We start from the raw sequence: 25,346 nt of genomic DNA, 5'->3' as shown, positions 1-25,346 counted from the left end.
GCTGCGCGCCCTGGACCCCGTTCATTGGTTCTTTCTGCGACCGGATCGCGCTGGAGGGCCATGCTCTCCGGCGGCTGCCGGTACCGCCAGCGAGGCCAAGGTGTCTTCCTTCCTTCCGGGCGCCTCGCCGGTCCACCTGCTCCCAGGGATCGGACCATGGGCCGACGGCTGCCACGGGCACCAGCGAAAGCCCGGGGTCCGGGGGCCGGCTTCGGTCCCCGGCGGAGAGGGTGTGTGAGAGGCGGCGCCTCTCCCGCGAGGGTGGCCGCGAAGAGTGCGCTGCCTGATCCTCCCCGATGAAGCAGCTGTCATCGCGCCCAGCGGCAACCGTGCCCGGGCTCCGCCGGTTCTCCTGTCACCGGCTGGGCGCGGAGGGCTTTTCCATGGGTGATGATGTCAGGATCGGCCCTTATGACGGCCCCTCCGGCGGTTGGGGCTCGGCGAAGTCGCTGGGCGAGATCATGCTGCGCGAGAAGGTCACGCCCGGCATCGGCGAGGCGCTTTTGCGGCAGAACAAGGCGGATGGCTTCGCCTGTGTTTCCTGCGCCTGGGCCAAGCCCGCTTCCGCGCATCCCTTCGAGTTCTGCGAGAACGGTGCCAAGGCCACGGCCTGGGAGCTGACCTCGCTCCGCACCCCGCCGGACTTCTTCGCGAAGCACACGGTGACGGAGCTGCTCGGCTGGTCCGATTACTCGCTGGAGCAGCAGGGACGGCTGACGCATCCGATGCGCTACGACGCCGCCAGCGACAGGTATGTGCCGGTGGCGTGGGAGGAGGCCTTCCGCATCATCGGGGAGGAGCTGAAGGCGCTCGACCCGAAATCCGTGGTCTTCTACGCCTCGGGCCGCGCCTCGCTGGAAACCTCCTACATGTACGGCCTGCTGGCGCGGATGTACGGCTGCAACAACCTGCCCGACAGTTCCAACATGTGCCACGAGACGACCTCGGTGGCGCTGAAGGAGGTGCTGGGGTCGCCGGTCGGCACCATCACCCTGGCCGATTTCGACCATTGCGACGCCATCTTCTCCTTTGGGCAGAATGTCGGCTCCAACAGCCCGCGCATGCTGCACCAGTTGCAGGAGGCGGTGCGGCGCGGCGTGAGGATCGTCACCTTCAACCCCCTGCGCGAGCGTGGCTGGGAGCGCTTCACCAACCCGCAGAGCCCGCTGGAGATGGGCACCGGGGCGGAGACGCGGATCAGCGAGCAGTACCACCAGGTGAAGGCGGGCGGCGACATGGCCGCGCTGATGGGGCTGTGCAAATGGCTGATCGAGGCGGATGACCGGGCGCGGGAAAGTGGCGGCGCGCCGGTGCTGGACCATGGCTTCATCCGCGAGCACACCAGGAGCTTCGAGGAATTCGCGAAGGCCGCGCGCGAGACGGGGTGGGAGCGGATCACCGAGGAATCCGGCCTGACGCGCGTGGCGCTGGAAGCGGCGGCGGAGCTGTACAGCCAGTCCAAGGCCGCGATGTTCATCTATGGCATGGGGCTGACGCAGCAGGTGCTGGGCGAGCAGAACCTGCACATGCTGGTGAACCTGCTGCTGCTGCGCGGCAATATCGGGCGGCAGGGCGCGGGGATCTCGCCGGTGCGGGGCCATTCCAACGTGCAGGGCCAGCGCACCGTCGGGATTTCGGAGAAGCCGGCGCTGGTGCCGCTCGACCGGCTGGCGGAGCTGTACGGGTTCGAGCCGCCACGCGAGAAGGGGCTGAACACGGTGGAGGCCTGCGAGGGCGTCCTCAAGGGCGAGGTGAAGGGCTTCATCGGCCTGGGCGGCAATTTCGTGCGCGCCATCCCGGACCGTGACCGGATGGAGCCCGCCTGGCGGAAGATGCGGCTGACGGTGCAGATCGCGACGAAGCTGAACCGCTCGCACCTGGTGAACGGCGAGGTCGCGCTGCTGCTGCCCTGCAAGGGGCGGATCGAGCGCGACAGCCAGGCGACGGGCGACCAGACGGTGTCGATGGAGGACAGCACCGCCACCATCCATGCCTCCTTCGGCAAGCGCGAGCCGGCGAGCCCCGATCTGCTGTCCGAGCCCACGATCGTCGCCGGTATCGCCAAGGCCACGCTGCCGCCGAACCCGAGGCTGGACTGGGACACGTGGCTCGCCGACTACGGCCTGATCCGCGATGCGATCGAGCGGACCTATCCCGAGGAGTTCCGTGGCTTCAACGACCGCATGGCGATCCCGGGCGGCTTCCACCGGCCGATCCCGGCGCGCGACCGGGTGTGGAAGACCAAGAGCGGCAAGGCGGAGTTCCGCGTGCCGGAGAAGCTGACTGCCACCGGCTTCGAGGACCAGCCGGAGCAGTACCGGCTGATCACGCTGCGTTCCAACGACCAGTTCAACACCACCGTCTATGGCTATCACGATCGTTTCCGGGGCGTGAAAGGCACGCGCATGGTGGTCTTCATGAACCCGGAGGATATCGTGGAGGCGGGGTTGTCGGACGGGGACGAGGTGACGCTCGCGACCGTCTATGGCGACGGCGTGCGGCGGGAGTTCGGCGGGCTGCGCGTCACCGGCTTCGACATCCCGCGCGGCTGCCTCGCGGCCTACTACCCCGAGTGCAACACGCTGATCCCCGTCGCGCACCATGCGGAGGAGAGCAAGACGCCGGCGGCGAAGGCCGTGCCCGTGCGCATCAGCGCGCGCGTGCCGCACCATTCCGGGCGCAGCGTGCCGGCGGAGGGGCTGCCGCCCGGCTGATTGCCGCTTCCCCGGCCGGGGCGCTGCAGGCAGGATGCGGGGCATGTCCGGCCCCGATCATGTCCTCCGTCCCGCCCTGCCGGGGGAGGCGCCGCTCCTCGCCGCCCTGGCGGAGCGTGCCTATGCCCATTACGTCCCGGTGATCGGGCGGCGCCCGGCGCCGATGGACGACGACTACGCCGCCCGCATCGCGGCGAGGCAGGTGCATGTGCTGGAACGCGGCGGCCGAATCCTGGGCCTTGTGGTGATCGAGGACCGGACGGGCCATCTCTGGCTCGACAACATCGCCGTGGAGCCGGAGGCCAAAGGGCAGGGCCTCGGCGGCGTGCTGCTCGATTTCGTGGAGGCGGAGGCGCGGCGGCGGGGTTTCCGCGAGCTGCGGCTTCTGACCAACGAGAGGATGGAGGCGAACCTCGCCCTTTACCGGCATCGCGGCTTCACGGAGGCCGAGCGGCGGGAGGAGAAGGGATTCCGGCGGGTCTACCTGCGCAGGACGCTGTCCTGATGCGCGGCGGGCGGCCAACCAGGGCCGTCTCCAGCCGTTCCTGAAGGCATCCAGCAACAGCGAGAATGCGATGTCCTTCATCGAGGCCCGGGACGGAACACCCCTGTTCTACAAGGACTGGGGCGCCGGCAAGCCGGTCGTGCTGATCCATGGCTGGCCGGTCAACGCGGATATGTGGGAATACCAGGCGCCTTTCCTGGCGGAGAACGGCTGCCGCGTGATCGCCTATGACCGGCGCGGCTTCGGGCGCTCCGGCCAGCCCTGGTCCGGCTATGACTACGACACCATGGCCGACGACCTGGCCGCCATCCTCGACGCGCTGGACCTGCGCGACGCGACGCTGGTGGGCTTCTCCATGGGCGGCGGGGAGGTCGCGCGCTACCTCTCGCGCCATGGCGGATCGGGGCGGGTGAGCAAGGCCGTCCTGGTTGCCGCCGTCACGCCCTTCCTGCTGCGGACGGAGGACAATCCCGAGGGCGTGGACCGTTCCGTTTTCGACGACATGGTCGTCAACCTGCAGGCGGACCGCCCGGCCTTCCTGGCGAGCTTCGGCAAGCAGTTCTTCGGCGCCGGGCTGCTGAGTTTCTCCATCAGCAGCGAGCTGCTGCAATGGACAGGCAACCTCGCCCTCATGGCTTCGCCCAAGGCGACGCTGGACTGCGTGCGCGCCTTCTCGGAAACCGACTTCCGCGCCGACCTGCCGCAGATCCGCGTGCCGGTGCTGGTGATCCATGGCGATGCCGACAACACCGTCCCGATCGACGCCGCCGGGCGCCGCGCCGCTGCGATGATCCCCGGCGCGCGGCTGGTGGAATATCCGGGCGCGCCGCATGGGCTGTTCTTCACCGAGAAGGACCGGTTGAACCAGGACCTCTTGCGCTTCATCAGCGAATAGGCGCGCCGGTTCCGCGCTCCGGGAGGGCGTTGCGCTTCGTGGCCGGCCGCCGGGGGAGAGGCGCTGCCTCTCGCCCCGGACCCCCTCTCCGCCGGGGACCGAAGCCGGTCCCCGGACCCCGGGCCCGAGCTGGTGCCGGTGGGTGACGTGAGCCTGTGGGTTGATCCCTGGAAGCAGGTGGAGACGCGGGGCTCCCGGAAAGATAAGGAACACCGGCTCCGCGCTCGTGGCACCGGCAGTCGCCGGGAAGCCACGCTTCCCGGCGCGGTCCGATCACAGGAAGAACCGACTCACCGGGTCCAGGGCCCGCAGGGTCCTGGCGGATGAGGGGGCCGGGGGAAAAGGCGGAGCCTTGTCCCCCGGGACAGCGCAACGCCGGAGGTTGGAGAGCCGTCCTCCGGTCAGGGTTTCGCGGCCTGGGTTTCCCGTGCTTCCGTGGCGCTCCGTGTTGCCGGGCTGGCTTGCAGCAGGGTGTCCAGCGCGTCCTGGAGCCGTCGGACGAACCGCACCGTACCGTCGCCGAGGATTTCCGGCGGCAGGGCGTCGCGCAGGGCCTGTTCCTGCGATGCTTCGGCCTCGCCCCAGATCCCGATCACCAGCGGCAGGGCGGGGAAGTCCCGCCGCAGGCGCAGCACCGCGTAGCGCAGGCTGGCGCCGCTGGTGCCGCCGGCCACCACGGAAAGGCAGAGTGCCCGCACCGTGCCGCCGGGGGCGGTGGTCATCGGCTCCGGCTTCCGCAGGGCGGCGTTGGGCAGCATCCCGGCGCCGAAGCCGCGCTGGCGCAGGGCCTGGACCAGCATGCAGGCGGCCTGGCCATCGAAGCGGCCGCGCCCGGGAACGCAGAGGATGCTGCCGGGGGCCTCCCAGCCGTCAGGCACGGAAGCCGGCGGGGCTGGGGGCGGGGCTTCCGGGGCCCTGCCGTCGCCGGTTGCTCCGGCAGGGGCCACGGGGCCTTCCATGAGGGGGGCCTCGTCCTCCCCGGCATCCTCGTGGTCCGCCAGGTCCTCCAGCAGCGCGTCCACCTTGTCGCGCACCCATTCGACGCGCCGCCGGCTCAGGGCGCCGCGCCCGGCATCGGCCTGGGCCAGCGCCAGGCCGGGCAGCGCCACCTCGTCGTAATAGGCGCGCAGGGAGGTGCCGTTGAGGCGCAGCTCGGCCTGCTCGATCAGCCCGTCCGCGTCCCCGGCCAGGGCGCGCTGATAGAAGGCCTCGGGCGGCGCCAGGGCCTCCCGGTCCCCCAGCAGGACGTCGAGGAACTCGAGCTGCTTCACGTGCCGGCCGAGGACCACGAGGCAGAGCGTCAGCGGCATTGCCATCAGCAGGCCGAGGGGCCCCCAGAGCCAGGTCCAGAAGGCCGTGGCCAGCAGCACCGCGATCGGGGTGAGGCCGGTGCTGTGGCCATAGACCAGGGGTTCCACCGCCTGAGCCTGCAGCCCCTCGGCCACGGCGAAGAGCGCCACGGTCCAGAGCAGGGTGGCCCAGCCCGGGTCCACCGCCAGGGCCAGCAAGGCGGGGAAGGCGACGGAGATGATCACGCCGACGAAGGGAACGAAGCGCATCAGCCCCGCCAGCACGCCCCAGAGCGCCGGGTTGGGAATGCCGACGGCCCAGAGGCCCAGGCCGATGACCGCGCCGAAGCAGGCGTTCAGCATCACCTGGGCCAGAAAGAAGCGGCTGAGGCGCGTCGTCGCCTCGTCCAGCGCGGCGGTGGTGCGCTGCAGGTCGCCGGAGCCGACCAGCTTGATGACGCGGTCGCGCATGTCCTCCCGGTACAGCAGCAGGAAGACCACGAAGACCGCGACGATGCCGGTGGTGGCGACCGGGCCGACCAGGGGGGCGATCACGCTCTGGATCAGCTCCAGCGTTCCCGGTTCGGGCGTGTGGACCTCGACCGGCAGGGGGCGGACGGAGGTTCCGGCCTCGGCGGCGGGGCCGGTGGAGGCCGAGGAAGAGGTGGAGGCGTGGGGGCGGGGCACGACGTTCTCGCCCAGGCGCTGGAGCAGGCCGGAGACACGCTCCACCATGCCGCCGCTGGACAGGTGCCCGACCTTCTCCATCACCGCGGCCTGGTAGCGGGGCAGGTCGGTGGCGAGCTCGGCCATCTGCCGCCCCATCACCACGCCGCCCGTGGTCAGCAGGCCGAAGGCCAGGAAGACGGTCAGCAGCACGGCGGGGATGCGCGGCACCCGCCAGTGCCGCAGGCCCCGCACCACCGGCGCCAGGACAAAGGCGAGCAGCGTCGCCAGCACCAGCGGCACCAGGAGTTCCCGCGTGACGTAGAGGATGCCGACCACCGCCACGATGGCGTAGAGCGTGCCGGTGCCGCCGCTGGGCAGTCCGGCGGCCCGGATGCGGGCGCGGGCGCCGGAGCTTTCGGGAAGACGCATGCTGCTCCGTCTCGGCCGGGCCAGGGGGACGGGCGGCCCCGGCCTGTGATGGCGCGCCCGGCCTTTCGCCAACGCCAGGAAGTGGAGGGGGTTTTTCGCTTTCTGCGACGTTTCTCCGGTGGTGAGTTCCGGTGCCGCAGACAGGGGAGGCGAGGGCGGAAGGCAGCCTTGCCGCACTCGCCTCTTGCGCAGGGGGCTGGGAGATGCCTACTCCCGCCCCGCGCGGAGGAGTTGAGCGATGAACTGGATTTCCGACTGGGCTCTGCCGAAGATCCAGACCCTGTTCGGCAGCAAGCGGGACGTGCCGGAGAACCTCTGGCACAAGTGCCCGTCCTGCGAGCAGATGATCTTCCACCGCGACCTGGAGCGCGGGCTGCATGTCTGCCCGCATTGCGGCCATCACCTGCGCATCGGCGCGCTGCGGCGGCTGGACTACACGCTGGATGCCGGGTGGCAGCGCATCGAGCTGCCCAAGGCGCCGCTCGACCCGCTGCGCTTCCGCGACCAGCGCCGCTATGTGGACCGGCTGAAGGAGGCCCAGGCCAAGACCGGGCTGGACGAGGCCGTGGTGGTCGCGCATGGCACGATCGAGGGCAAGGCGGCGGTGGTCGCGGCCTTCGACTTCAACTTCCTCGCCGGCTCGATGAGCGCCGGGGTGGGCGAGGCGCTGGTCGCCGCCGCCCGGCTGGCCGTGCTGCAGGATGCGCCGCTGATCGTCTTCAGCGCCTCCGGCGGGGCGCGGATGCAGGAGGGCGCGGTCAGCCTGATGCAGATGCCGCGCACGGTCATCGCCTCGCTGATGGTCAAGGAAGCCGGGCTGCCCTTCATCACCGTGCTCTGCGACCCGACCACGGGCGGCGTCACCGCCTCCTTCGCCATGCTGGGCGACATCCAGATCGCCGAGCCCAGGGCGCTGATCGGCTTCGCCGGGGCGCGGGTGATCGAGCAGACGGTGCGCGAGAAGCTGCCCGAGGGCTTCCAGCGGGCGGAATACCTGCTGGAGCACGGTATCCTGGACATGGTGGTCAGGCGCGGCGACATGAAGGTCACGCTGGCGCGGCTGATCTCCCTGCTGCGCGAGCGCCTGCCCCCTGGGCTGGAGGTGGAGGAAGCGGAGCTGCCGATGCCGCCGCCGCCCGACATCGCCGCGCCCAAGCCGCAGCCGCGCCCCACCGTGGTGGCCCGCACGGCGCCGACCGAGAATCCGGCGAACGGCGACTGAGGCCGCCGCCCATGCCCGGCCCCACGCGCTCCTCCCCCGTGGCGCCCTCCATGGCGCCGGGCCAGCTCGACCCCTCGCTGCGCCTGCCCACCGGCATCGAGCCGGGGCGGGCGGAGCGGATCGTGGACCGGCTGCATGCGCTGCATCCGAAGCTGATGGACCTCAGCACCGGCCGGATCGAGCGCTGCTTGGCGGCGCTCGGCCATCCGGAGCGGCACCTGCCGCCGGTGCTCCATGTGGCGGGCACCAACGGCAAGGGCAGCACCTGCGCCTTCGCCCGCGCCATCGCCGAGGCGGCGGGGAAGCGCGTCCATGCCTATACCTCGCCGCATCTGGTGCGCTTCCACGAGCGCATCCGGCTGGCGGGGACGCTGGTGGAGGAGGAGGTGCTGGCCGCCGCGCTGGAGGAGGCCGAGCAGGCCAATGCCGGGGAGGGGATCAGCGTCTTCGAGATCACCACGGCCACCGCCTTCCTGCTCTTCGCCCGGGTGCCGGCGGATCTGCTGGTGCTGGAGGTCGGGCTCGGCGGGCGATTCGACGCGACCAATGTCGTGCCGCGCCCGGCGGCCTGCGCCGTCGCCTCGGTCTCGATGGACCATATGGAGTTCCTGGGGAACAGCCTGGCCGGGATCGCGGCGGAGAAGGCGGGCATCGCCCGTCCCGGCGTGCCGCTGGTGACCGGCTTCCAGGCGCCGGAGGCGATGGCGGCGATCGAGCGCGTCGCCGCCGAGGCCGGGGCGCCGCTGCTGCGCCGGGGACGGGACTGGGAGATCGGGCCGGGGGGCGAGGGGCTGCTCTACCGCGATGCCGCCGGGGTGCTGCGCCTGCCGCGCCCGGGCCTGCCGGGGCCGCACCAGATCGACAATGCCGGGCTCGCCCTGGCGGCGCTGCGTGCCTGGAACCCGGACTGGCTGGACGAGGCCACCGCCGCCGGGGGCTTCCGCGAGGCGCGCTGGCCGGCCCGCCTGCAGCGCCTCGACAGCGGGCCCTTGGCGGCGATGCTGCCGCCGGGCTGGGAACTGTGGCTGGATGGCGGCCACAACGCCGGGGCCGGGGAGGTTCTGGCCGAGCATCTGCGCGCCTGGGGCGACCGGCCGGCGCATCTGCTGGTGGGGATCAAGAAGTCCAAGGCCGCCGACGACTTCCTGCGCCCGCTGCTGCCGCGGGCCAGTTCGGTCTGGGCCGTGGCCGAACCGGGCCAGCACCTGGCGATGACGCCGGAGGAGATCGTGGCCGCCAGCGGCGGCATGGCCCGCATCGGCCCCCATGTGGCGGATGCGCTGGAGGCCCTGCTGCGCGAGGCCGATCCCGGCCGCCCGGCTCGGGTGCTGATCTGCGGCAGCCTCTATCTGGCAGGCGAGATCCTGAAGGCGAACGGCACGCCGCCGGCCTGACGGCCGCGACCCACCGCCTGCTTCAACACCCGGTGATCCGGCCGGAGCCGATGCAGTCGCTGTAGTTCACGATCCGCATCAGGGCCGGGAAGATCCACCAGATGGCGAGGATGGCGGCAACCACCCCCAGCAGCACGCCCATGCCCAGATAGTCCGGCCCGTGCCGCCGCGCCGGGCCATGGGGCCGGGCGGGCGGGGCCGCGGGCGGGGAAGGAGCGGACGAGGGGACCGCCGGAGTGCCAGGGGTCTCGTTCATGCCGCGCCTTCCCCCGGTTCCTGGATCAGCCCAGGTTGCTGTCCAGCCATTCGCGCAGCTTGCTGCGCGGCTGCGCCCCGACCAGCGTGCCCACCGGCTTGCCGTCGCGGAACAGGATCATGGTGGGGATGCCGCGCACCGCGTAGTCGTTCGGCGAGCCCGGATTCTCGTCGATGTTCACCTTGGCCACGGTGAGCTTGCCGGCATAGTCCCGCGCCACCTCGTCGAGGATCGGGGCCACCTGGCGGCACGGGCCGCACCATTCGGCCCAGAAATCCACCAGCACGGGGCCCGGCGCCTTCAGCACATCGGCCTGGAAGGTCTCGTCGCTCACAGCCTTGGTCAGCTCGCTCATGGCCGCCATCATCTCCAGAGATACTGCCGGAAAAGGTCGTGGCGCCGCCCCTTCCGGTCAAGGCCGCCGGCGCGGTGGCATGGGCGACGCGGCCGCATGGGTGCCGCGGGCGGGCCGGGGGGCAGGCCGGGGGGAACGGGCCGAGGTCCGGCCGGTGCTTGCGCGAAAGCCCGGCGCGGACGAAGCTGCGCGCCATGCGACAATTTCGTGGGCGTATCGGTGAGGACCAGGTGGTGGAGCTCGCCGAGACCTTCCGGCTGATGAGCGATCCCACGCGCCTGAGGATCATTCTTTCCTGCCTCGATTCGGCGGTCGCGGTAGGGGATATCGCGGATCGCCTGGGGATCTCCGGCAGCCTCGTTTCCCACCACCTGCGCCTGCTGCGCGCCGCGCGGCTGCTGCAGGCCGAGCGGCGGGGGCGGCAGGTCTTCTATGCCGTGGGAGACGAGCATGTGCGCTCGATGCTCACCGACATGACGGACCATGTGAGCGAGGAGGTGGAGACCGAGGTGGAGGGGGAGCCGGCGGCCCCCGATCTGCCCGGCTGACGCCGCCGCACCTTGTCACTCCCGCTGGCGCGTGATTTACCCATGGTTCAAGGACCGGGCACCGGTCCGGAAACAAAGGCGCGGCACCGCCCCCCGTGGCGGCAGCGGCGCGAGGGACCGGAACGGCGGCCGGCATAAGTATCCGGCAATGGGATCATCGGGGCGGGGCATGCGGCGGACAATCGCGACGGCACTGGCCGGAGGGCTCATGGGGGCCGTGCTGGCCTCCTTGACCCCCGGGGCCACGGCATGGGCACAGGGAACGGGCGCCGCCGCGCCGGAGGACGCCGTGCCCGGGGCCACCGGGGCGCCGACCCCCTGGGGCCTTGGCCTCCAGGCCGCCGCGGGGCCGGTGAAGGAAGCGATCCACGACTTCAACAACCTGGTGCTGTGGATCATCGTCATCATCACCGCCTTTGTGGCGGGGCTGCTGGGCTGGGTGGTCTTCCGTTACCGCGCCTCGGCCAATCCGACGCCGTCGCGCACCAGCCACCACACGGTGCTGGAGATCGCCTGGACGGTGATTCCGGTGGTGATCCTGCTGGTGATCGCCATCCCCTCCTTCCGCCTGATCTATTACGAGGACCGGGCGGTGGACCCCGACATCACCATCGGCGTGCAGGGGCGGCAGTGGTACTGGCACTACAGCTATCCCGACAACGGCAACTTCGCCTTCGACAGCTATCCCATCGCCGAGGCCGACCTGAAGCCCGGGCAGCTGCGCAACCTCGCAGTGGACAATCCGCTGGTGGTGCCGGTGGGCGCGAAGGTGCGGGTGCTGACTACCGGGCACGACGTGATCCATTCCTTCTTCGTGCCTTCGCTGGGCGTGCAGAAGTACACCATCCCCGGCCGCGCCATGGAGACCTGGTTCGAGGCCGACCGGGAGGGCACCTTCTATGGCCAGTGCAACCAGATCTGCGGCACCAACCACTGGTTCATGCCGATCGCCGTGCGCGTGGTGCCCCGGGCGGAGTTCGATGCCTGGGTGGAACAGGCGAAGACGAAGTTCGCCGAGGGCAGGGGCCCCGGCTGGCCCGACGAGATGAAAACCGAAGTCGCGGAGGCTCGCCCGTAAGGGCGGAGAGGACGGAAGAGAAGCCATGGCCACCGTCACGGACGCCCATACCCATCACGACGACCACCACGACCACAAGCCCCGCTTCGTGTCGCGGTGGTTCTTCAGCACCAACCACAAGGATATCGGCACCCTCTATATCGGCTTCGCCCTGGTCTCGGCGATCGTCGGCATCGGGCTGTCGATGATCATGCGGCTGGAGCTGCTGGAGCCCGGGCTGCAGTTCTTCGCCGACGGGCAGAGCTGGAACATCGCCGTCACCGCCCATGGCGTGCTGATGGTGTTCTACGTGGTCATGCCCGCGCTGATCGGCGGCTTCGGCAACTGGTTCGTGCCGATCATGATCGGCGCGCCGGACATGGCCTTCCCACGGCTGAACAACATCTCCTTCTGGCTGCTGGTGCCGGCCCTGGCGCTGACGGTCGCCAGCCTCTTCGTCGGCGGGGCCGGCACGGGCTGGACGCTGTACCCGCCGCTGTCCGACAGCCAGTACCAGCCCAGCATGGGCGTGGACATGGCGCTGTTCGGCCTGCACCTAGCCGGCGCCTCCTCGATCCTGGGGGCGGCCAACTTCATCACCACCATCTTCAACATGCGCGCCCCGGGCATGACGCTGCACAAGATGCCCCTCTTCGTGTGGTCGATGCTGGTGACGGCCTTCCTGTTACTGCTTTCGGTGCCTGTGCTGGGCGGCGCGATCACCATGCTGATCACCGACCGGAACTTCGGCACCTCCTTCTTCAAGCCGGAAGGGGGCGGCGACCCGGTGCTGTTCCAGCACCTGTTCTGGTTCTTCGGCCACCCCGAGGTCTACATCATGATCCTGCCGGCCTTCGGGATCGTGTCGCACGTGCTGTCCACCTTCAGCCGCAAGCCGATCTTCGGCTATCTCGGCATGGCCTATGCCATGGTGGCGATCGGGGTGGTGGGCTTCGTGGTCTGGGCGCACCACATGTTCACCTCCGGCATCTCGGTGGACACGCGGGCCTATTTCATGGCGGCCACGATGATCATCGCGGTGCCGACAGGCATCAAGATCTTCTCCTGGATCGCCACGATGTGGGGCGGCTCCATCGAGTTCAAGACGCCGATGCTCTTTGCCGTGGGCTTCATCTTCCTCTTCACTGTCGGCGGCGTGTCCGGCGTGAAGCTGTCCAATGCCTCGGTGGACGTGATCCTGCACAACACCTATTATGTTGTGGCGCACTTCCATTATGTTCTATCGCTGGGCGCCGTCTTCGGCATCTATGCCGGGTTCTACTACTGGATCGGCAAGATGAGCGGCTACCAGTACCCGGAATTCTGGGGGAAGGTGCATTTCTGGATGACCTTCATCGGGGTGAACCTGACCTTCTTCCCGATGCACTTCCTGGGCGCCCAGGGCATGCCCCGCCGCTACCCGGATTATCCGGACGCCTTCTGGGGCTGGAACGCGGTCGCCTCGGTCGGCGCCTTCATCTCCGGCATCTCGCTGCTGCTGTTCCTCTACGTGATCTACCTGACCTTCGCGCGGAAGGAGCGGGCGGCGGCCAATCCCTGGGGCGAGGGGGCCACGACTTTGGAATGGCAGGTCAGCAGCCCGCCCCCCTTCCATACCTTCGACGAACTGCCGAGGATCCGCTAAAGAGCCCGGCATGAGCCAGAGCGCTGTCGGCGAGGAGGGGGCTGCGGCCCCCTTCGACGCATCCACCCCCGATTTTTCCGAGATCCGCGACTGGTTCGCCCTGCTGAAGCCGCGGGTGATGACCTTGGTCGTCTTCACCGGCTTCATCGGGATGCTGGTGGCGCCGGGCTCCATCAACCCGCTTCTGGGCTCGGTCGCGGTGCTGTGCATCGCCGTCGGAGCCGGGGCGGCGGGGGCCATCAACATGTGGTACGACCGCGACATCGACGCGGTGATGCGCCGCACCGCCAACCGCCCCATCCCCGCCGGGCGCATCCGGGCGGAGGAGGCGCTGGCTTTCGGCGTGGTGCTGGCCATCGCCTCGGTCGTGGTGATGGGGCTGGCCACCAACTGGATGGCCGCCGGCTGGCTCGCCGGCTCGATCCTCTTCTACGTCTTCGTCTATACGATGTGGCTGAAGCGCCGGACGCCGCAGAACATCGTCATCGGCGGCGCCGCCGGGGCCTTCCCGCCGGTGATCGGCTGGGCCGCCGTGACCGGCTCGGTGGACCTGCTGCCTCTGCTGCTCTTCGCCATCGTCTTCGCCTGGACGCCGCCGCATTTCTGGTCGCTCTCCCTCTGGGCGCATGGCGACTACCAGCGCGCCGGGGTGCCGATGCTGCCGGTGGTGGCGGGGGCGAAGGAAACGCGGCGCCAGATCATGCTCTACACGCTGGTGCTCTTCCCGCTGGCGGTGTCGCCCTGGCCGCTCGGCCTCGCCGGGCCGATCTATGGCGTGGCGGCGGTGCTGCTCGGGCTGGGCTTCGTGTTCTGCGCCTGGAAGGTGCTGCGCGACGACCAGGACCCGCAGGGCCGCAGCCTGACCAAGGACGCCCCGGCCAAGCGCTGCTTCCGCTTCTCCCTGCTGCACCTCGCTTTGCTCTTCGCCGCCCTGGCGGCCGACCGGCTGATCCTTGGCTGAGCCCGAACCCGTCCGCATGACCCCGGAGGAGAAGGTGGATTTCCACCGCCGCCGCCGGGCACGGAACTGGGCCATCCTGGCCGCCCTGCTGGGGCTCGTGCTGCTCTTCTACCTGATCGCCATCGCCCGGATGTCACAGACCTCCTGAGCCTCCGGTCCTGACCCCCGGGGGAAAGGCGCTGCCTTTCCCCCGGGCCCCCTATCCGCCAGGACCCTGCGGGCCCTGGACCCGATGCGTTGGCTCTGGCTGCCGGCCGGATCGCGCCGGAGAGCCTGGCTCTCCGGCGGACTGCCGGTGCCACCAGCGCGGACAAGGTGTCTTTGCTTTCTCTCGGGAGCCCCACCTCTCCACCTGCTCCCAGGGATCAACCCGCAGGCTGATGGTCACCACGGAGAGCCAACGCAAGCCCGGGGTCCGGGGACCGGCTTCGGTCCCCGGCGGAGAGGGGCCGGGAGAGGCGGCGCCTCTCCCGGGGGGTGGAGGCCGGTGCTACCCGCCCACCCGGTACTCGATGCGGCGGTTGCGGAAGCGGCCGTCCTCGGTCGCGTTGTCCGCCACCGGCTGGCCGCTGCCATAGCCCTTGGCCACCAGCTGGTCCGCCGGTGCGCCGCCGGCGACCAGGGCGGCGCGCACGGCCTCGGCCCGGCGCTGGGAGAGGGTCCGGTTGATCTCCGGATCGCCGGTGTTGTCCGTATGGCCGCTGACCTCGATCACCGTGCCGGGCGGCAACTGCCGCAGCCGGGTGGCGGCCTCGCGGATCAGGGGCAGGCTTTCCGGCGGGATCTCGGCGCCGGCGGTCGGGAAGTTCACGATGGAGATGTTCAGCGCCTGGACCAGCATGACGGGGCTGAAGCTGCCCGGCAGGACGGCCAGGGCACGCATCGAGGCCGCCGTGGCATCCTCGACCCGCAGGCCGGTGGCGTCCGGCAGGGGGGCGATTCGGAGGCTGTCCGGCAGCTGCGCGCGCAGGGTGGCGATGGCCCGGTCGCGCTCGGCATCGGGCAGGCTGCCGCCGATGCGCAGCTGGCCGGGCTGGAACAGCGCCCGCAGGCCGGGCAGGCGCAGGGCGGGAAGGGTCTGGCCGAACCAGCCCATCCAGGGCGCGGGCCCGGCGGCGGGGTCGATCACCAGATCGGTGCGGACTGCCGAGGTGCCGAAGGCGCCGTTCAGTGTCTCGGTCACGCGGTGGAGGGTGGCCTCGTCGGGCAGGCGGCCGGTGGCCCGCCAGACGGTGCCGTCATAGTCCAGGAACAGCCGGGCCAGCGATGCCAGGGCCGGGGTTGTGGCGGGGGGCGCTGGCATGGCGGCGGTTGGCGCGGGCGCGGGCGCGGGCGCGGGCGCCGGGCGGACAGCGGGCGGGAGCGGCGCGGTGACAGACGGCGCGGTGACAGACGGGGCAGTGACGGGCGGGGCGAGGACAGGCGGGGCGGAGGGCGGATGCGCCGGCTGGGCGGCGACCGGGATGGGCGCCTCGTGTTCCGCCGGGCCGCGGGCGAGGAGCCAGGCGCCCAGCAGGCCGAAGACCAGGACAGCCGCACCGGCTGGCCAGCCGGTGCGGTCGGCGCTGTCCTCGCCGGTCCTGATTCTGGGATGGTCGGCCACCATGTCGCTTCCTTCCTGATCGGTGGGGCATCCTGGGGCGATCGGCCAGGCCGGACAATTCCGGCCCATGCCCGTGCGGAACAAGTTTGCGGGACAGATCCGCGGCATCCCGCGCCTTTCCGGGATACGGCGAGGGAGCGGGCACGCGGAGCAGCCATGGGGGCCGGGTTCCGCTTGAGCGGAAGGGGCCAGGGGCGCTACTGCTCCCATGGTCATGCCGAGCGATCGCGCCCCTTCCCCCCGCCCCGCCACGGAGCTCGCGCGCCGCAACCGCCGCCTGGGCCTCGCGGCGCTGGGCGCGGCGGCGGCCATGGTCGGCGTCTCCTTCGCCGCGGTGCCGCTCTATACGCTGTTCTGCCAGGTGACCGGCTACAACGGCACGCCGCGGATCGGCGGGCCGGCGGCCCCCGGGGCGCCGCAGGGGGAGCGTGGCATCACCGTGCGATTCGACGCCCAGACCCATCCCGGCCTGCCCTGGCGCTTCGAGGCGGCGCAGCGGAGCATGGCGCTGAAGCCCGGGGAGCAGGGTCTGGCCTTCTACGAGGCCGAGAACAGGGCCGCGACTCCGGTGGAGGGCATTGCCCTCTACAACGTCACGCCGGAGGTGATGGGACCCTATTTCCACAAGACGGCCTGTTTCTGCTTCGACGCGCAGACCCTCCAGCCCGGGCAGAAGGTGGAAATGCCGGTGACCTTCTGGGTCGATCCGGCGATGCTCCAGGACCCGAACACGCGCGACATCCGCACGGTGACGCTCAGCTACACCTTCTTCCGCACGCTGGAGGACGCGCAGCGCGCCGGAGCGCTGGCCCATGCCGGGCCGCATGTGGGCAAGGCGGCTTCCGCCACGCCGTGAGGGGGCGCCTTCCGTCCGGCACCGCGCCTCACCCTCTCCCGACTTGATCGGGGCCGGATTTCGCGGGATTGATGGCGTAACCAAAAGCTGCGGCGCCCGGCCGTGGTGAATCCGAACGGGATGCGTAATGGCCAGCACGGAAACGACCATGGGGACCCTCGGCACCGACATTCCCGACGCCCCGCCGCTCCACAAGCATCCCTATCACCTCGTCGATCCCTCGCCCTGGCCGATGATCGCCTCGTTCTCGGCGGGCACGATGTTGCTGGGGATCATTCTTTTCGCGCACAGCAACATCCACTGGGTGCTGGGCCTCGGTATCCTGGGCGTGCTGTTCAGCATGGCTGGCTGGTGGCGCGACGTGATCCGCGAATCGCGCACCCCGGGCGTCTACACCCCGATCGTGCAGATCGGCCTGCGCTATGGCATGGCGCTGTTCATCGCCTCCGAGGTGATGTTCTTCGTGGCCTTCTTCTGGGCCTATTTCCACTTCGCGCTGTTCCCGGAGCATGTGTCCGGCGCCTCCGCGCCCGCTGTCTGGCCCCCCGCCGGGGTGCATACCTTCGACCCCTTCGGCCTGCCCTTCCTGAACACCATGATCCTGCTGCTTTCCGGCACCACGGTGACCTGGGCGCATCATGCGATGCTGGAGGGCGACCGGAAGTCCGTGCTGCAGGGGCTGGGGATCACCGTGCTGCTGGGCCTCAGCTTCTCCTTCTTCCAGTTCTGGGAGTATGGCGAGGCGCCCTTCGCCTTCGTGAACGGCGGCATCTATCCCTCGGTCTTCTTCCTGGCGACCGGCTTCCACGGCTTCCACGTCATCGTCGGCACCATCTTCCTGGCGGTCTGCTGGTTCCGCGCCTATGCCGGCCAGTTCACGCCGCGGCGCCATTTCGGCTTCGAGGCCGCCGCCTGGTACTGGCACTTCGTGGACGTGGTGTGGCTGTTCCTGTTCGTCTTCATCTACTGGTGGGGCGCCGGGCCGGTCGCCGCGCACTGACGGGCCGGGGCGTTCCGGGAGCTCCGTCGGCGGCCGGCGCCGCCGGCACGCGGCAAACATGGGCATCGGCGCGCGTTCATCCCCGGTGAGCTGCCGGAGAGGGCCGATGAACCACACGACCAGCCAGATGAGCCTGGGCGATCTGTCCAGGCTGATGAGCAAGATCGACCACTGCATGTTCTCGACCCATGCCGGGAACGGCCACATCGCCAGCCGGCCGATGAGCAACAATGGCGATGTCGAGTACAAGGGCGAATCCTGGTTCTTCGCCCTGGACAGCACCCATACCGTCGGGGAAATCGAACGCGATCCGAAGGTGGCGCTGTCCTTCACCAGCAGCCAGGGGCTGCTCGGGCAGAGGCCGCTCTTCATCGCTGTCGAGGGAGAGGCGGAGCTGATCCGGGACAAGGGCGCCTTCCAGGAACACTGGACCAAGGACCTGGACCGGTGGTTCGAGCAGGGCGCGGACACGCCGGGCCTGACGCTGATCAAGGTCCGGGCCAGCCGCATCACCTACTGGGACGGAACGGAAGAGGGCGAGGTCACGGTCTGATCCGAACGGCTGTCCTCCCCTGGCGGTGTCGCGCTTCGTGGTGGCCCGCCGGGGGAAAGGCTCCGCCTCTCGCCCCGGATCCCGGGCTTGAGGGGGCGCCGGGTGGTGGCCTCTGCTTTGCGGCCCGAATCCCAGCAGCAGGTGGAAAAATGGGGCTTCCAAAGAAGGAACGCCTTGTTCGTGCTCCCGGATCAGGCCGGTGGCTGCCCGGGACGGCGGGAAAGCCAGTGCACTGCCCGGCGTAGCGGCCGCGTGGCGCGCCAGGTGGTGGAAGCCAGGATGGACTGGAGCAGGGCCTCGTTTTCGCTTCCCGGGATGCCTGGCTGCGGGGATGGGATGTGCCGCCCGGCCGCCTGAGGCGCCTCGCCGCCTGCCGCCGGGGTCAGGACATAGAGGTTGGCCCGGCCGCAACCGGGGAAGGAGTGGAACACCACCTGCCATCCGGCGCGCCGTGCCGCCTCCAGAAGGAAATCCTGCGAGAAGCCCAGCTCCATCCAGCCGAAGCGGCGCATGCAGAAGACCGACAGCGCATCGAGACGCGGGCCCCAGGCATAGGGAACGTCAGGGCGGGGAGCCTCGACCACGGGTTCGCCGCATAGCAACAGCCGCCCCCCTGGCTTGATCCGGTCGTGCAGGCTCCGCAGCAGCGCCTGGAAGTCGATCGCGTGGTGGAAGGCTTCGTAGAACATCACCGCGTCGAAGCGCTCCGTCCCGAATCCCTCGCCGAAGCGGGCCTGCTCCACCTCGATGGGCAGGCTCATCCTGGCCGCCTGCTGCCGGATCACCTCCACGGCGACCCGGTCGATGTCGACGCCACAGGCGCGGTAGCCCATGCGGGCCAGCATGAGCAGCAACTGGCCGCTGCCCGGGCCGTATTCGAGGACCGAGCCACCCGGTCCGAGGCCGAGATGCCGCAGAATGTGTCCCCAGTCATAGAGATGCTCGCCCGTCATGGCTGCGTCACGGAAGCTCCAGGGCACGAGGCCGGTCCAGATCGCCTCCGGAACGTCGTAGGAGGGTGCCTCGTCGCGCTCAGGGGTGTAGCCGCCCGCGCCTTCCTCGTCCGGGCGCGAGCGCAGCGCCAGATACAGGTCGAGGACTCCCCGGTGGTAGTCGTCCGAGAAGGGATCGAGCCCGTTGAGCCGCGTCGCATCGGGCATGTCGAGCACGAACTTCGTCAACCGGACGTATTCGGCGGCATCCGGAACGCCTTCGCCGAGCCTGTCGAGCACAGCGTCGAACTCCGCCGGCGACACCCGGACCTGGACCATCGGAACCCCCCCCCCTTCCCGCTGTCGCCGGGCAGTCTGCCTCATTGCGGAAGCGAGGGAAAAGGTCGTTGGGCCTGGCGCGACGGGTGGGACCGGTGCGGGACCCGGGATGGCTGGACGTCGCGTGGTGGAGAGGGCAGGAATTTCCCGGCTCAACCTGAAGCGCCTCATGACACGTTTTCGCCGCCTGCTGATTCCTCTCCTCTGCGTCCTGCCTGTCCTCGTGGTGCTGGTGGAACTCGGGAACTGGCAGGTCCGGCGCCTGCACTGGAAGACCGATATCCTGGCCCGTGTCGATGCCGCCGAGGCGGGCCCACCCCGGGTTCTGCGCGACCCGCCGGAGGAACTTTCCAGGGTCGTCGCCACCGGGCGCTTCCTGCATGACCGGGAGGCGCTGGTCGGGCTGGAGGTGCGGAACGCCGTGCTGGGTGCCTTCCTGGTCACGCCGCTGGAACGGGCGGACGGCCCGCCCGTGCTGGTCAACCGCGGCTGGGTGCCGCTGGAGCGCAGGGCGCCGGTCGGCCATCCGGAGGGGGTGGTGAGCGTCACCGGCTGGGTCCGCCCCGCCGATGGGCACAGCCTCTTCGCCGCCAGCGACGATCCCGCCGGGCGGCGCTTCTACACCTTCGATCCGGCGGTGATCGGCCCGGCCCTGGGGTTGCCGCGGGTGGCGCCCTATGCGCTGGTGGCCCTGGCCGCGCCATCGGCCGCCCCATCATCGTCCGGCACCGGACCGGCGCCCGGAGGCCAGGCCAACGGGAATGCTCCCAGCCTGCCGGGGGGCTTGCCTGGGGTGGCGGCGGGTCTTGCCCCGGCCACGCCATCCGGAGCCGCTCCGGTGGGCTCCCTGCCGCAGCCGGCCCGCGCCATGCCGCGCCCCGGCAACCCGCATCTCGGCTATGCCATCACCTGGTACGGCACCGCCCTGGCCCTGGCCGGCGTCTTCGCCGCCTTCGCCTGGCGCCGCTTGAAGGACCCCGCATGACGAACGACCCCTATCTCCGCCTGAAGTCCCGCTTCAACCGCATCGGCGCGCTGGGCGAGGCGCACGCCATGCTGGGCTGGGACGCCTCCGCGATGATGCCTGAGGGAGGCGGCGCCTCGCGCGGCGAGCAGCTCGCCGTGCTGGCGGGGCTGTCGCACGAGCTGCTGACGGCGCCCGTGGTGGCGGAGGACCTCGCCGCCGCCGAGGCGAGTCCTCCGGCGGAGGCCTGGGATGCCGCCAACCTGGACCTGATGCGCCGGACCCATACCCGCGCCGCCTGCCTGCCGGGGGATCTGGTGGAGGCGGTCTCGCGCGCCAACAGCGCCTGCGAGAAGGTCTGGCGCCGGGCGCGTGCCGCTTCCGACTTCGCCATGGTGCGGCCGTATCTGGAGGAGGTGGTGCGCCTGCAGCGCGAGGAGGCCGCGGCGCTGTCCGAGGCCACGGGCCTCGCCCCCTATGACGCGCTGATGGACGGGTTCCAGCGCGGCATCGGGGCGGCGGATGTGGAGCCGGTCTTCGCCGCCTACGAGGCCTTCCTGAAGGAGGCGCTGCCCGAGGCGGAGGCGATCCAGGCCCGCCGCCCGGCGCCGCTGGAGCCTGCCGGGCCTTTCCCGGTGGAGATCCAGAAGAGGCTCTGCCGCCAGCTTTCCGAGCGGATCGGCCTGGACTTCACCCATGCGCGCCTGGACGAGAGCGCGCATCCCTTCTCCGGCGGCACCCCCGCCGATGCGCGCATCACCACGCGCTACGACGAGGCGAACTTCGCCCAGGCGCTGCTCGGCGTGGCGCATGAGACGGGGCATGCCCTCTACGAGCGCGGGCTGCCGGAAGCCTGGGAGCGCCAGCCGGTGGGCGAGGCGGCGGGCATGGCGGCGCATGAATCGCAATCCCTGCTGATCGAGGTGCAGGCCTGCCGTTCCGACGCCTTCCTGTCCTGGCTGGGGCCGCAGCTCCATGCCGCCTTCGGGGGCGCGGCGGAGGCTTACGACGGTGCCAATCTGGGCCGGCTCTGGCGGCGGGTGGCGCGCGGCTTCATCCGCGTGGATGCCGACGAGATGACCTATCCGGCACATGTCATCCTGCGCTTCCGGCTGGAGCGCGCGCTGATCGGCGGCACCCTCGCCGTGGCCGACCTGCCGGGCGCCTGGAACGAGGGGTTCCGCGACCTGCTCGGCATCGTGCCGCCCGACGACCGGCGCGGCTGCCTGCAGGACATCCACTGGTATGACGGCGCCTTCGGCTATTTCCCGTCCTACACGCTCGGCGCCATGGCGGCGGCGCAGATCATGGCGGCCGCCCGCGCCGCCGTGCCGGGGATCGACGCGGCGCTGGCCCAGGGCGATTTCGCACCGCTGCTCGGCTGGCTGCGGCCCAACATCCATGCCAAGGCCGCGAGCCTCGGCTTCCAGGACCTGCTGCGGGAAGCGACCGGCGGGCCGCTCGATCCCGCGGCTTTCACCCGGCATCTGCGGGCGCGCTACCTGCAGGGCTGATGCCGCCCGCCCGGGGAGCGCGGCGCTGCTGGCGCTGCGCTCCCCCAGGGGATAAGGCCCTGCCTTTCCCCCGGACCCCCGGCGGGCAGGGCGAGGCCGAGCAGCAGCGAGGAGGCCAGCAGAAGGGTGCGGCGCCCGGTGGCGTGACGATGCGGCATGGGGGAATCGGCGGGTTGTTGCGGCTGCATCCGAGGTGAATGGCCCAGCCGCGGCAAATGAAACCCTGGCAACCTGGGCCGGGGTGCTCCCTGCCGGATCCCGGTCGCGGCGCACCACGTGGCAAGGGCTGGGCGGCCTTTGCCGATGGCCTGTGGGGGCGCCCTTTTCGCTCAGGCCGGGATCGGCACCTGCTGGGCCAGGGGGTCGATCAGCGCCTCGATGGTGGCCGGCTCCTCCCAGGCGAGGGTGATGTTCAGCACCGTGATCCGGGCGCGGAAAGCCTGGGGCAGGCGGACGAAGTCCTTGCGCGTGGTGACGGGGATGGCGCGCAGCCGGTCGGCCTCGGCCAGCAGCTCCCGCAGGTCGCCGGCGTCGAAGGGGTAGTGGTCGGCATAGGCGGCGCGGCCGGCGATGACCGCCCCGGCCTCCTGCAAGCTGGCGAAGAACTTCAGCGGGTTGCCGATGCCGCAGAAGGCGAAGACCGGCTGCCCGACCAGCATCCTGGCCTCCGGGCCCGGCACCAGCTTGCCGCGCAGCACCGGCATCCTCGGTGGCAGCTTCGCCAGCGCCCCGGTGCGGTCCTCGCCGATCAGGATCGCGGCGCGGCAGCGCGCGGCGGCGGTTCCGACGGATTCGCGCAGCGGCCCGGCCGGGATCACGTGCCCGTTGCCGAAGCCGTAGGAGCCGTCGATGGTCAGCAGCGACAGGTCCTTCTCCAGCGTCGGGTTCTGCAGCCCGTCATCCATGACGATGGCCTGCGCGCCGCCCTCGATCGCCGCGCGGGCGCCGGCGGCGCGGTCGCCGGAGATCCAGGCCGGGCGCTCGGCGGCCAGCAGCAGGGCCTCGTCGCCCACGTCATGGCTGTCGTGCTTCGCCGGATCGACCCGCAACGGGCCCTTCAGCTTGCCGCCATAGCCGCGCGAAAGGAAATGCACGTTGATGCCGCGATTGGCCAAGCGCCGGCCGAGGTCGAGCGCCAGCGTCGTCTTGCCGGCGCCGCCGGCGGTGACGTTGCCGCAGCAGATGACCGGCACCGGGGCCTTCCAGCCCGGCTTGGCGACGCGCTTGGCCGTCGCCTGAGCGTAGAGCGCGGCCAGGGGAGACAGGAGCAGGGGCAGCACTCCCCCGCCGTCCCCGCTCCAGAACTCGGGGGCACGCATCGGCTCGGTCAGGTCCTCTCTTCCTGGCACTCCCGGGGGGTTCCCGGGGTGGGCGGCTGGGGCAGCAGCTCCGCGATCGTCCGGGCGACGTCCTCCGCCAGACCCGATGCCCCTTCCGCGACGCGGGCGGCACCCTGCCGCAACAGATCCGCCCGCCGCGTATCGGTTAGCACGCCGTGCGCGGCATCCGCCAGCATGGCCGGATCGGCGGCCGGGGCGGGGGGAAGCTGCACTGCCCCGCCCGCGGCCAGCAACCGGGCGGTGACGTCGGCGAAGTTGCCCATATGCGGCCCCAGCAGGATCGGGCAGCCGAGCCGCGCCGGTTCCAGCGGATTCTGCCCGCCGCCGGGCGCCAGCAGGGACTTGCCGATCACCGCCGCCCCCGCCAGCCGGTAGAAGAGGCCGAGCTCGCCCAGCGTGTCGACGAGGTAGAGGCCGGTTTCCGGCCCCGGCTCGCCACCCGCGCCGCGCCGGACCGCGCCGGGCAGGCTGGCGGCCAGCTCCGCGCCGCGTTCCGGGTGGCGCGGGGCGATCACCGTGAGCAGCCCGGGCAGGCGCCGGGCGAGTCGCTCATGCGTCAGGGCAAGGATTCCCTCCTCCCCGGCATGGGTGCTGGCGGCGAAGAGCACGGGCCGGTCGCCGACCAGCCGGCGCAGGCGGGCCAGCTCCGCCGCATCGGCGGGCAGGGGGGAGGCCGCGTATTTCAGGTTGCCGGCGACCCGCACCTCCCCGGCCCCGGCGGCGCGCAGCCGCGCCGCGTCGGCCTCGCTCTGCGCCAGCACCAGCCGGAAGGTGGAGAAGGCCTCCCGCGCCAGGCCCGGCGCCCAGCGCCAGCCCCGGGCCGAGCGTTCCGAAAGGCGGGCATTGACCAGCAGCATCGGAATCCGCGCCCGGCGCGTGGCGGCCAGCAGGTTCGGCCAGATCTCGCTTTCCACGAAGACCCCGGCATCCGGGCGCCAGCCCTGCAGGAAGCGGTCCGCCCAGTCCGGCACGTCCAGCGGCACGAAGCGGTGCTGCAGCCGGGGGCGGAGCGTTTCCGGCAGGCGGCGCATCAGCAGTTCCGCCGAGGTCACGGTGCCGGTGGTGACCAGGAAGCGCAGCGCCGGGTCGCGCCGGGCCAGCGCCTCGATCAGCGGCAGGATGGACAGGCTCTCCCCCACGCTGGCGCCGTGCAGCCAGAGCAGCCGCCCCGGAGGCCGGGCCGCGCCGCCGCCCTCGCGCTCCTGCAGGCGGGCGGGGATCTCCTTGTTCCGCCGGGCGCGCCGCCGCAGGTGCAGGCGCCAGAACGGCGCCGTCAGCCGCGCAGTGGCATCCCAGGCCAGGCTGCCGGGCGTCATCCCGGCCGGAGCCCGTCATGCGGCGCGTCCGCCCGGCCGCCCGCCTGCCGGTCCACCGGCCCATCCGGCTGTGCTTCCCCATGCCGGCCAGCCGGGGGCAGCGGGTGGCCCGCCACCCAGGCATCGGCGATGGCGCAGGCCTCGTTCATCCCGGCGGCGATGGCCTGCCGCCCGCCCTCGATATCGTCCCGCGACACGAGGACCGCCGGAAGCACCACCACCACCCCGCGCCCGAAGGGCAGGGGCAGCATCATCCGGTCCCAGGAGCGCAGCATGTGGCGCCGTGTCGTGGCGGCCGCGCAGGGGATGACCGCGGCCCGCGCCGTGGCGCCGAGCTGCGCCACGCCCGGCGCCGCCTCCCGCCTCGGGCCGCGCGGGCCGTCGGGGGTGATGGCCGCGAGGTCGCCGCGCGCCAGCAGGCGCAGGATGCTCATCATGCCCGAGGCCCCGCCGCGCGAGGTGGAGCCGTGGACGGTGTCGAGCTGGAAACGGGCGATGATGTCGCCGATGAAGCGGCCATCCCTGTGGCGGGAGACCAGCACATGGGTCCGGCGCGGGCGCAGCACCGGGAAATGCTCCCGCGCCAGGCGCCACAGCATCGGCATCATCGGCAGGCGCTCATGCCAGAAAGAGACCATCAGCGGCCGGCCCGTGGCCACGGCCTCCGTCATGTCGTCCCGGCCCAGGAAGGTCCAGCGCGTGGTCGCGTAGACGAAGGCCAGATACAGGCCGATCAGGCGCGCCGCCGCCGTGAGCGTCGCAGGATGCCGCAGCAGGCGCTTGAACATTGTTGCGCGGGGCTAGCATGTCCGGCGGTTCCGGTCACGCGGCCGTCAGATGAGGCTGGCATGCGCCGGTGGTCCGGGCGTCGCGCCGTCCCCGGGGGGGGGAGCCCCATGCTCAGCCCGGAGCAGCCCTGAGGATGGGGTGCGTTGAACTCCCTTCCGGTGCGTGGGAAAGGTCGGGGAAACGGCTCCGACGTTCGAGGAA

The 25,346-nt window shown here is 71.1% G+C and carries 23 protein-coding genes; 15 read left to right on the top strand and 8 right to left on the bottom strand.

Going from position 1 to position 25,346, the window contains the following annotated elements; translation table 11 throughout:
* Positions 1–383: 383 nt before the first annotated feature.
* From CTJ15_RS15510 to CTJ15_RS15500, 3 genes are all read left to right on the top strand, one after another.
* A complete protein-coding gene (locus CTJ15_RS15510) occupies positions 384–2,714 on the top strand; it encodes an FdhF/YdeP family oxidoreductase (RefSeq protein WP_058390075.1) in 2,331 nt (776 codons plus the stop codon).
* Positions 2,715–2,757: 43 nt separating this feature from the next.
* The gene (locus CTJ15_RS15505; RefSeq protein ID WP_058390076.1) at positions 2,758–3,219 is read left to right on the top strand and encodes a GNAT family N-acetyltransferase; all 462 of its coding nucleotides are present in this window, start codon (positions 2,758–2,760) and stop codon (positions 3,217–3,219) included.
* 70 nt (positions 3,220–3,289) lie between these two features.
* Positions 3,290–4,114, top strand: coding sequence for an alpha/beta fold hydrolase (locus tag CTJ15_RS15500; protein ID WP_099781673.1), 825 nt, complete (start codon positions 3,290–3,292; stop codon positions 4,112–4,114).
* 401 nt (positions 4,115–4,515) lie between these two features.
* Here the strand turns inward: CTJ15_RS15500 and CTJ15_RS15495 are convergent, their stop codons facing one another.
* Positions 4,516–6,501, bottom strand: coding sequence for an AI-2E family transporter (locus CTJ15_RS15495; protein WP_099781672.1), 1,986 nt, complete (start codon positions 6,499–6,501; stop codon positions 4,516–4,518).
* 238 nt (positions 6,502–6,739) lie between these two features.
* Between CTJ15_RS15495 and accD the strand changes: the two genes are divergently transcribed.
* Together accD and CTJ15_RS15485 are read left to right on the top strand one after the other, a co-directional pair.
* Positions 6,740–7,723, top strand: a complete 984-nt coding sequence (gene accD / locus CTJ15_RS15490) for an acetyl-CoA carboxylase, carboxyltransferase subunit beta (protein WP_019462836.1) — start codon at positions 6,740–6,742, stop codon at positions 7,721–7,723.
* 50 nt (positions 7,724–7,773) lie between these two features.
* Positions 7,774–9,117 (top strand): folylpolyglutamate synthase/dihydrofolate synthase family protein, encoded by a 1,344-nt coding sequence (locus CTJ15_RS15485; protein WP_099782165.1) that lies wholly within the window; start codon positions 7,774–7,776, stop codon positions 9,115–9,117.
* Positions 9,118–9,139: 22 nt separating this feature from the next.
* Here CTJ15_RS15485 and CTJ15_RS23995 read toward each other — a convergent pair whose 3' ends face one another.
* Positions 9,140–9,373 carry a hypothetical protein gene (locus CTJ15_RS23995; protein ID WP_126281897.1) on the bottom strand — a complete coding sequence of 78 codons (234 nt, stop codon included), beginning with the start codon at positions 9,371–9,373 and terminating at the stop codon, positions 9,140–9,142.
* A 25-nt stretch (positions 9,374–9,398) separates the two neighbouring features.
* Positions 9,399–9,728, bottom strand: a complete 330-nt coding sequence (gene trxA / locus CTJ15_RS15480) for a thioredoxin TrxA (RefSeq protein WP_026033517.1) — start codon at positions 9,726–9,728, stop codon at positions 9,399–9,401.
* Between the two features lie 194 nt (positions 9,729–9,922).
* On the opposite strand from trxA, the gene CTJ15_RS15475 reads away from it, so the two are divergent.
* The 5 genes from CTJ15_RS15475 (at position 9,923) to CTJ15_RS24420 (ending at position 14,087) form a co-directional block, all read left to right on the top strand.
* Positions 9,923–10,276, top strand: a complete 354-nt coding sequence (locus CTJ15_RS15475) for a helix-turn-helix transcriptional regulator (protein WP_037250496.1) — start codon at positions 9,923–9,925, stop codon at positions 10,274–10,276.
* Between the two features lie 169 nt (positions 10,277–10,445).
* Positions 10,446–11,354: a cytochrome c oxidase subunit II gene (coxB, locus tag CTJ15_RS15470; protein ID WP_079253553.1), complete on the top strand. Its 909-nt coding sequence runs from the start codon at positions 10,446–10,448 to the stop codon at positions 11,352–11,354.
* 25 nt (positions 11,355–11,379) lie between these two features.
* Positions 11,380–12,978, top strand: a complete 1,599-nt coding sequence (ctaD, locus tag CTJ15_RS15465; protein ID WP_075822120.1) for a cytochrome c oxidase subunit I — start codon at positions 11,380–11,382, stop codon at positions 12,976–12,978.
* Between the two features lie 10 nt (positions 12,979–12,988).
* On the top strand, positions 12,989–13,939 hold the full coding sequence (locus CTJ15_RS15460) for a heme o synthase (protein ID WP_058389495.1): 951 nt from the start codon (positions 12,989–12,991) through the stop codon (positions 13,937–13,939).
* A complete protein-coding gene (locus CTJ15_RS24420) occupies positions 13,932–14,087 on the top strand; it encodes a hypothetical protein (protein WP_157223129.1) in 156 nt (51 codons plus the stop codon). Before CTJ15_RS15460 ends, CTJ15_RS24420 begins: the two co-directional genes overlap by 8 nt.
* A 342-nt stretch (positions 14,088–14,429) precedes the next feature.
* Here CTJ15_RS24420 and CTJ15_RS15455 read toward each other — a convergent pair whose 3' ends face one another.
* Positions 14,430–15,545 carry an OmpA family protein gene (locus CTJ15_RS15455; protein ID WP_075822121.1) on the bottom strand — a complete coding sequence of 372 codons (1,116 nt, stop codon included), beginning with the start codon at positions 15,543–15,545 and terminating at the stop codon, positions 14,430–14,432.
* A 211-nt stretch (positions 15,546–15,756) separates the two neighbouring features.
* On the opposite strand from CTJ15_RS15455, the gene CTJ15_RS15450 reads away from it, so the two are divergent.
* From CTJ15_RS15450 to CTJ15_RS15440, 3 genes are all read left to right on the top strand, one after another.
* On the top strand, positions 15,757–16,398 hold the full coding sequence (locus CTJ15_RS15450) for a cytochrome c oxidase assembly protein (protein WP_226945950.1): 642 nt from the start codon (positions 15,757–15,759) through the stop codon (positions 16,396–16,398).
* A gap of 127 nt (positions 16,399–16,525) precedes the next feature.
* Positions 16,526–17,398: a cytochrome c oxidase subunit 3 gene (locus CTJ15_RS15445; protein WP_193009604.1), complete on the top strand. Its 873-nt coding sequence runs from the start codon at positions 16,526–16,528 to the stop codon at positions 17,396–17,398.
* Positions 17,399–17,504: 106 nt separating this feature from the next.
* Entirely contained in the window at positions 17,505–17,951 is a 447-nt protein-coding gene (locus CTJ15_RS15440) for a pyridoxamine 5'-phosphate oxidase family protein (RefSeq protein ID WP_058390211.1), read from the top strand.
* A 191-nt stretch (positions 17,952–18,142) separates the two neighbouring features.
* Here CTJ15_RS15440 and CTJ15_RS15435 read toward each other — a convergent pair whose 3' ends face one another.
* Positions 18,143–19,222 (bottom strand): bifunctional 2-polyprenyl-6-hydroxyphenol methylase/3-demethylubiquinol 3-O-methyltransferase UbiG, encoded by a 1,080-nt coding sequence (locus CTJ15_RS15435; protein ID WP_058390212.1) that lies wholly within the window; start codon positions 19,220–19,222, stop codon positions 18,143–18,145.
* A gap of 169 nt (positions 19,223–19,391) precedes the next feature.
* On the opposite strand from CTJ15_RS15435, the gene CTJ15_RS15430 reads away from it, so the two are divergent.
* Both CTJ15_RS15430 and CTJ15_RS15425 read left to right on the top strand, forming a co-directional pair.
* Positions 19,392–20,207, top strand: coding sequence for an SURF1 family protein (locus tag CTJ15_RS15430; RefSeq protein ID WP_058390213.1), 816 nt, complete (start codon positions 19,392–19,394; stop codon positions 20,205–20,207).
* Positions 20,204–21,700 carry a carboxypeptidase M32 gene (locus tag CTJ15_RS15425; protein ID WP_058390214.1) on the top strand — a complete coding sequence of 499 codons (1,497 nt, stop codon included), beginning with the start codon at positions 20,204–20,206 and terminating at the stop codon, positions 21,698–21,700. The genes CTJ15_RS15430 and CTJ15_RS15425 overlap by 4 nt, the downstream gene beginning before the upstream one ends.
* Positions 21,701–22,029: 329 nt before the next feature.
* Here the strand turns inward: CTJ15_RS15425 and lpxK are convergent, their stop codons facing one another.
* From lpxK to CTJ15_RS15410, 3 genes are read right to left on the bottom strand one after another with little or no spacing between them, the layout of a single operon-like run.
* Positions 22,030–23,019: a tetraacyldisaccharide 4'-kinase gene (lpxK, locus tag CTJ15_RS15420; RefSeq protein ID WP_019461717.1), complete on the bottom strand. Its 990-nt coding sequence runs from the start codon at positions 23,017–23,019 to the stop codon at positions 22,030–22,032.
* Between the two features lie 8 nt (positions 23,020–23,027).
* Positions 23,028–24,356: a 3-deoxy-D-manno-octulosonic acid transferase gene (locus CTJ15_RS15415; protein WP_019461718.1), complete on the bottom strand. Its 1,329-nt coding sequence runs from the start codon at positions 24,354–24,356 to the stop codon at positions 23,028–23,030.
* Positions 24,353–25,144, bottom strand: coding sequence for a lysophospholipid acyltransferase family protein (locus tag CTJ15_RS15410; RefSeq protein WP_058390215.1), 792 nt, complete (start codon positions 25,142–25,144; stop codon positions 24,353–24,355). Before CTJ15_RS15410 ends, CTJ15_RS15415 begins: the two co-directional genes overlap by 4 nt.
* Positions 25,145–25,346 lie beyond the last annotated feature (202 nt).

The organism is Roseomonas sp. FDAARGOS_362 (genome assembly GCF_002754815.1).
Classification (GTDB): domain Bacteria; phylum Pseudomonadota; class Alphaproteobacteria; order Acetobacterales; family Acetobacteraceae; genus Roseomonas; species Roseomonas mucosa.
Note: the sequence above shows the minus strand (reverse complement) of the source record. Positions and strands in the feature narration are given on the sequence as shown.